General features: G+C 72.5%; 10 protein-coding genes. 7 read left to right on the forward strand and 3 right to left on the reverse strand.

The features are described from left to right. Positions 1–45: 45 nt before the first annotated feature. Genes ACSW7Y_RS15395 through ACSW7Y_RS15405 form a run of 3 tightly spaced genes read right to left on the reverse strand, consistent with a single transcriptional unit; the run spans position 46 to position 2,833 of the window. Entirely contained in the window at positions 46–2,286 is a 2,241-nt protein-coding gene (locus ACSW7Y_RS15395; RefSeq protein WP_438127118.1) for a heavy metal translocating P-type ATPase, read from the reverse strand. Then, positions 2,283–2,501, reverse strand: coding sequence for a heavy-metal-associated domain-containing protein (locus ACSW7Y_RS15400; protein WP_438127119.1), 219 nt, complete (start codon positions 2,499–2,501; stop codon positions 2,283–2,285). The genes ACSW7Y_RS15395 and ACSW7Y_RS15400 overlap by 4 nt, the downstream gene beginning before the upstream one ends. 29 nt (positions 2,502–2,530) lie before the next feature. Further along, on the reverse strand, positions 2,531–2,833 hold the full coding sequence (locus tag ACSW7Y_RS15405; RefSeq protein ID WP_438127126.1) for a metal-sensitive transcriptional regulator: 303 nt from the start codon (positions 2,831–2,833) through the stop codon (positions 2,531–2,533). A gap of 133 nt (positions 2,834–2,966) precedes the next feature. On the opposite strand from ACSW7Y_RS15405, the gene ACSW7Y_RS15410 reads away from it, so the two are divergent. From ACSW7Y_RS15410 to ACSW7Y_RS15440, 7 genes are all read left to right on the forward strand, one after another. Further along, a complete protein-coding gene (locus tag ACSW7Y_RS15410; RefSeq protein WP_438127120.1) occupies positions 2,967–3,545 on the forward strand; it encodes a hypothetical protein in 579 nt (192 codons plus the stop codon). Positions 3,546–3,554: 9 nt separating this feature from the next. Next, positions 3,555–4,709: a helix-turn-helix domain-containing protein gene (locus ACSW7Y_RS15415; RefSeq protein WP_438127121.1), complete on the forward strand. Its 1,155-nt coding sequence runs from the start codon at positions 3,555–3,557 to the stop codon at positions 4,707–4,709. Between the two features lie 187 nt (positions 4,710–4,896). Continuing rightward, entirely contained in the window at positions 4,897–5,346 is a 450-nt protein-coding gene (locus ACSW7Y_RS15420) for an Asp23/Gls24 family envelope stress response protein (RefSeq protein WP_438127122.1), read from the forward strand. Next, positions 5,339–5,530, forward strand: coding sequence for a DUF2273 domain-containing protein (locus ACSW7Y_RS15425; RefSeq protein WP_022902999.1), 192 nt, complete (start codon positions 5,339–5,341; stop codon positions 5,528–5,530). Before ACSW7Y_RS15420 ends, ACSW7Y_RS15425 begins: the two co-directional genes overlap by 8 nt. Next, positions 5,527–5,841: a hypothetical protein gene (locus ACSW7Y_RS15430; protein ID WP_438127123.1), complete on the forward strand. Its 315-nt coding sequence runs from the start codon at positions 5,527–5,529 to the stop codon at positions 5,839–5,841. Before ACSW7Y_RS15425 ends, ACSW7Y_RS15430 begins: the two co-directional genes overlap by 4 nt. A gap of 9 nt (positions 5,842–5,850) precedes the next feature. Then, the gene (locus tag ACSW7Y_RS15435) at positions 5,851–6,426 is read left to right on the forward strand and encodes a DUF6286 domain-containing protein (RefSeq protein ID WP_438127124.1); all 576 of its coding nucleotides are present in this window, start codon (positions 5,851–5,853) and stop codon (positions 6,424–6,426) included. Further along, on the forward strand, positions 6,423–6,705 hold a 283-nt coding region (locus tag ACSW7Y_RS15440; RefSeq protein WP_438127125.1), incomplete at its 3' end, for a hypothetical protein. The genes ACSW7Y_RS15435 and ACSW7Y_RS15440, both read left to right, overlap by 4 nt.

Genomic DNA, 6,705 nt, shown 5'->3' on the forward strand with positions numbered 1-6,705 from the left:
GTCCGGCCCTGCGCTGGCCCGGTCGGCCGCCGCCGCGCCGCGAGCTCAGGCCGCGGGCCGGAACCGCCGCAGCCGCAGACTGTTCGTGACGACGAAGACCGACGAGAACGCCATCGCCGCCCCCGCGAGCACGGGGTTCAACAGCCCCGCCATCGCGAGCGGGATCGCCGCCACGTTGTACGCGAAGGCCCAGAACAGGTTCCCCTTGATCGTGCGGAGCGTCGCCCGTGACAACCGGACGGCGTCCGCCACGACCGTGAGCCGGCCGCTCACCACGGTGATGTCGCTCGCCGCGATCGCCGCGTCGGTCCCGGCTCCCATCGCGATCCCGAGGTCGGCCGCCGCGAGCGCTGCCGCGTCGTTCACGCCGTCGCCGACCATCGCGACGACGTGGCCCTCGCGCTGCAGCCGTCGCACGGTGTCGAGCTTCGAGGCGGGGGTCGCCCGGGCGTGCACCTCGTCGATGCCCACGGCGTCCGCCACCGCACGTGCGGCTCCGTCGTTGTCGCCGGTGAGCAGGACGGGGTGCAACCCGAGTGCCCGGAAGCGCTCGACCGCGAGGGCCGACTCGTCCTTCACGGTGTCACCGACGACGATCACGCCGAGGGCTGTGCCGTTCCGGGCGACGACGACCGCGGTGGCCCCGTCGGCCTCCGCACGAGCGACCGCGTCCACCGCGTCCGACGGGACGTCGACCGCCCAAGCGTCCCGCAACCAGTCGTGGCCGCCGACGAACACGGCGTCGCCGTCCACGACGGCCTGCACGCCCGAGCCCGGGGTCGCGACGAAGTCGTCGGCGCGGGGCACGTCGACGCCACGGTCCCGCGCTGCAGCGACCACTGCCCGTGCCACGGGATGCTCGGAGCCGTCCTCGACGGCGGCGGCCAGCGCGAGCACGTCGACGTCGACGCCGCGAGGAAGTGACCCGCCCTCCGCCGGGACGACCGCCCGCACGGTCATCGCACCGGTGGTCACCGTCCCGGTCTTGTCGAGCACGATCGTGTCGACGGCGCGGGTGCGCTCGAGGACCTCCGGCCCGCCGATCAGGATGCCGAGCTGCGACCCGCGGCCGGTCCCGACGAGCAGGGCCGTGGGCGTCGCGAGCCCGAGCGCGCACGGGCAGGCGATGATGAGCGTCGCCACCGCAGCGGTGAACGCCGCGGTCACGGATCCACCGAACACGAGCCACCCGACGAACGCGAGCAGCGCCAGCCCGATGACGACGGGGACGAAGACCCCGGACACCCGGTCGGCCAGCCGCTGCACGTCGGCCTTGCCGGTCTGCGCCTCCTCGACGAGCCGGCCCATCCGGGCGAGCTCGGTCTCGGCGCCGACGGCGGTGATCGTCACCTCGAGTCGGCCGCCGACGTTCACGGTCGCCCCGGTGACGTGGTCACCCGTCCGGACCTCGACCGGCACTGCTTCGCCCGTGAGCATGCTGAGGTCGACCGCCGACGACCCCGCGCGGACGACGCCGTCGCTCGGGATGCGCTCGCCGGGCCGGACGACCACCACGTCACCGACGACGAGGGACGACACCGGCACGCGCGACTCGTCCGCACCGCGGAGCACCGACGCGTCCTTCGCGCCGAGCTCGAGCAGCGCCCGCAACGCCGCGCCGGACTCGCGCTTCGCCCGGGCCTCCATGTACCGGCCCGCGAGCACGAACACCGTCACGGCGGACGCGACCTCGAGGTAGAGCTCGGTCCCCTCCGGGTCGGCCGCGAACCACGAGAACGACATGTGCATGCCCGGCATCCCGGCGTCGCCGAGGAACAGCGCGTACAGCGACCACAGGAAGGCTGCGAGGACGCCGACGCTCACCAGGGTGTCCATCGTCGCCGCACCGTGGCGTGCGTTCACCCACGCGGCCCGGTGGAACGGCAGCGCGCCCCACACCGCGACGGGGGCCGCGAGCGTCAGCGCCGCCCACTGCCAGTTCGGGAACTGCAGGACCGGCACCATCGAGAGCACGACGACCGGGAGCGCGAGCACGGCCGACACGACGAGCCGACGACGCAGCAGCGTGGTCTCGTCGTCCGGGAGCGGCGTGTCCGTGGTCGCCGGAGGCGGCGCCGGGACCGTCGCACCGTAGCCGGCCGACGCGACGGTGGCGATCAGCCGGTCGACGTCGACGTCAGCGGCGTCCTCGACACGCACCTGCGCCTTCTCGGTCGCGTAGTTCACCGTGGCGGTGACCCCGGGCAGCTTGCCGAGCTTGCGCTCGATGCGGTTCGCGCACGAGGCGCAGGTCATGCCCGTGATGTCGAGCTCGACGTCGCTCACGAGTGCACGACCTCGTACCCCGCTTCCGCGATGGCCGTGCGCAGGACGTCGTCGTCGACGGGAACGTCCGAGGTCACGGTGACGGTCGACGAGCCGCCGGGCACGAGGTCGACCGCCACGCCCTGGACGCCGTCGACCTCGGTGAGTTCCTCGGTGACGCTCATCACGCAGTGTTCGCAGGTCATGCCGGTGACGAGCAGGGTCTCGGTGGTCATGCTGGTTCCCTCCATCGGGTTCGGTCGGTTCAGGAGCGGACGAGGCGCGCGATCGCGTCGCTCGCCTCCCGCACCTTCTGGTCGGCGGCGTCGCCGCCCTCGGCGACGGCCTCGGCGACGCAGTGCTTGAGGTGGTCCTCGAGCAGGGAGAGCGCCACGCGTTCGAGCGCCCGGTTCGCCGCGGAGATCTGGGTGAGGACGTCGATGCAGTACGTCTCGTCCTCGACCATGCGCGCGATGCCGCGCACCTGGCCCTCGGCGCGGCGGAGCCGTTTGAGCAGGTCGTCCTTGTCGCCGATGTAGCCGACGTGCGCGTGCGTGTCCCCGTGCATCGTTTCTCCGTCCACGGCAACATGGTACCCCCATGGGGTATTCCGGGTCGTGAAACCGTGTGGCCGCGACACCCGGACGGGAGGCACGGCTCGGCTTCCGCGGGCGTGTGGCGCTCCGGTAGGTTCCGGTCTCGTGCATCGTCTCTCCCCCGGCCAGCGCTGGGTCGTCGGCCTCGGCGTCTTCGCACTCGTCCTCCTCGTGGTCGGTCTCGTCGCCGTCATCACCACCGTCCATGCCTCGGGGTGGTGCCTGGTCGCGTCGAACGGCTCGGACCAGACCTGGGAGGGCTGCGAGACCGACGACTCCGGGATCATCTGGGGCGGCGCGCTCGCGGTCATCGGGCTGCTGCACCTGGGACTCACCGGTGCGGTCGGCGCGCTCGTGTGGACGTCGACCCCGACCATCGGTCCGAAGCCTGTCCGTGAGGAGTTCCACGTCTTCACCGTGGGGGACCTCGCCGGGTCGGCGGCGCAGGACGCGCTCTTCGGCCGGATCTTCCGGGCGGTCGAGGACGTCGTCCCGGGCTGGCGCTTCGAGGACGGCACCTCGCGGCCGGGCGGCCCCGACGACTCGATCGTGGGCTCGGTGGTCCGCCTCGACGCCGAGTGGCAGCTCGCCGTCCTGGACCGGCGCGCGGGCGCGGGCGTCCGGAGGGTGCAGGTCGAGCTGGCGTCCGGCGCGAGGGCGTGGATCTTCACCCCGATCGTGTAAGCAGTCCCCATGAGCACCGCGTCCAACGGGTTCCGGAAAGCGCGGTACACGCACGACGACGGCACCGACTACGACACGATCTTCACCGCCGAGTACGCCGGTCGGCAGTTCGCGAGCGACACCTACGCGACCCCGGACACCCGGTACGAGTACACGGTCGTTGGCGACGACGACCTCACCCTCCGCTCGATGCGGGCCCTCGGCGGACGTCGTGGCGGGGTGATCGGACCACGGACGGACCACGTCGTCTTCTGGCTGACCGCGGGTGAGCTCGAGATGCACTTCCCCGACCGGACGCGCGTGGTGCGTCCCGGGACCCCGTACATCGCCTCCGCGTCGGAGGCGTACCGGTTCGAGTCGTCCGGCACGGTCTACCACGGCATCCACGTCGCCGACGCGTTCCTCCGGGAGGTCGGCCACCAGCTCGGCTTCCGCCTGCCGGACGGCCCCCTGCTGTTCGACCAGCAGGACGAGGCGATCGCGCGCCGGGAACCCCTCCGTCGCCTCCTCCGCGAGTTGCAGTGCTCCCTGCTGGACGAGCGCGTCACCGGGCCCATGCGCACGGCACTGAACCGTCGACTGGCGACCGTGGTGCTCGACACGTTCCCGATCCGGAACCGCGGCGACGACGTCCCCGTGGCCAACCGACTGCGGGACGCCGTCCGCTTCGTCGAGGAGCACGCCGCCGAACGCCCGCCCGTCGCCCGGATCGCGGAGTCCTGCGGGCTGAGCGAACGCGGCCTGCAGGAGGTGTTCGCCCGCACGATGGGGACGACCCCGCGTCGCTTCCTCCGCGACCACCGACTCGACCGCGTCCGCGACGAACTCCTGCAACGCGACCACCAGACGGTCTCGGCCGTGTCCGCACGGTGGGGGTTCACCAACCCCGGCCGGTTCGCGCGCGACTACCGGGAGCGCTTCGGCGAGGACCCGGCGACGACGCTGCGCGACCGCTCGAACGCACGGCTCCGGCTCGCGGTCGCGTTCATCGAGGAGCACGCCGACGACGACCTCACGGTGGCGCGCATCGCCGAGGCCGCCGGTGTCCGCCCGCGCCGTCTCCAGCAGCTGTTCCGCGCCGAGCACGGCACGACGCCGACCGAGTACATCGCGGCTGCTCGACGACGAACCACGCTCGACCCGGCCGCCAGCCCAGCGCACTGAGTCAGCCGGTTCCCGCGCTGCGCACGGCCATGTCCCCCGGTGGGGTACAACCACCGGGGCGCGTCACGGCCGTTCCTGGAAGTCGGCTGACCGTTCTCAGCGGTGCGTGACGACGGTCGGTGGTGGCCCGTCTCATCCGTGAACAGCAACCGCTGGGAACGCCCGGCGGGACACGGAAGGAGCAACCATGGCTGACACCACGACCACCACGACCACCACCACGCCGCGCACCGCAGCAGCCGGCTCGACCAGCACCTCGGGCAAGACCACGATCGACGACACCGTCGTCGCGAAGGTCGCCGGCATCGCCGCCCGTGAGGTCAACGGCGTGCACTCGCTCGGCAACGGCGCCGCCCGCGCGATCGGCGCGATCCGCGACGCGATCGGCCAGCGCGACCACGGACAGGGCGTCAAGGTCGAGGTCGGCGAGAAGCAGGTCGCCGCCGACGTGGTGATCGTCGCCGAGTACCCGGTCGCCCTCCAGCAGGTCGCCGACGGTGTCCGCACCGGCGTGGCGCGTGCCCTCGAGCAGATCGTCGGCATGGAGGTCGCCGAGGTCAACGTGACCGTCCAGGACGTCTACATCCCGGGCGACGACGACGACAACGACGACAAGAAGGAGTCCCGCGTTGAGTAACACACTCGTCGGCGCACTGATCGGCGCCATCCTCGCCGTCGTCGCGCTGCAGTTCGGCTTCTGGGGCTTCGTCCTCGTCATCGTGTTCGGCGCGATCGGAGCCCTCGTGGCCGCGATCAGCTCGGGCAAGATCGACCGCGGTGCCCTGACCGACGTGCTGACCGGACGCCGGAGCTCCCGGTGACCGCCGGCCCGGGCGTGCCCGGCCGCGTCGAGGTCACCGCCCGGGCTCTGAACTCGCTCGCGCGGGCCGTCGCAGCCGAACGGCTCGGCGCCCCTGCCAAGCGGGTCCGGGTCGGACTCGGCGACGCGGCCGGAGCCCTGACGATCGACGTCGAGAGCCCCGTCCGCGCGCAGGACGACCTCGTCACCGCCGCCGGCCGTGCTGCCGGCGACATCCGCGACCGCGTCGCAGCCCTGGCCGGCCGGCGCGTCGGCTCCACCCACATCGAACTCACCGGCATCGTGCGCGAGCACGACGGCCGGGTCCGCTAGGAGGTCGTCATGAGCAACGGAACCGTCGAACGACGCATCCGTCGCCGCAGCGTGCACCCGTCCCGCTCCACCGCGGTGTCGGTCGCGCTCGTGGTGCTCGTCCTCGTGGCAGCGTGGATCGGTACCGAGTCGGTCCTGAAGGCCGTCGGTGCGCCCCCGCTGCTGGCGGACCCGCAGACGGTCGTCGACGCGGCCCTGAAGCCCGACGCCGCGTTCACGACGATCGTCGAGGTCGTCGCCGTGGTGCTCGTGGTCCTCGGGATCGTGCTGATCGTCCTGGCCCTCAAGCCCGGCCGGCAGCACCGTTCCGCGGTCGAACACGACCGGGGCGCCGTCGTCATCGACACCCGCATCCTCGCGTCCACCGCAGCGAACGCGGCCGGACTGGCCGCCGGCGTCCCCGAGGACAACACCTCCGCGACCGCGCGCGGCCGGAGCACCGAGGTCCGCGTCGTGCCCGTCACCGGGATCCCGGTCGACGAGCAGCGCATCCGGTCCGCGGTGGAGGAACGCCTCGGCCGGCTCGACGGCCGGTTCGGCAAGCGGGTGACGGTCCGTGTGGACGAGAAGGGAACACTGGCATGACCCGCAGCAACCGCACCCTGAACCGCATCATCCTGCTCGTGTTGGGCCTCGTCGCCGTCATCGTCGGCCTGACCATCGGCGCCGGCGTCCTGCCTCCGGTCCGTGACGCCCTCAACCCGTACGTCACGTTCCCCTCCAGCCTCTCCGTGCCCGCGGCGTCGCTGTGGATCGTCGTCGCCGCTTGCGTCGTGGTGATCGTGCTGGCACTGCTGTGGGTGTTCACTCGCGGCCGTGGCGGCACCAGCGTCGCCGTCCGGGAACGCAACGGTGAGGACCAGG

The sequence above is a fragment of the Curtobacterium flaccumfaciens genome (assembly GCF_051548005.1).
GTDB lineage: Bacteria > Actinomycetota > Actinomycetes > Actinomycetales > Microbacteriaceae > Curtobacterium.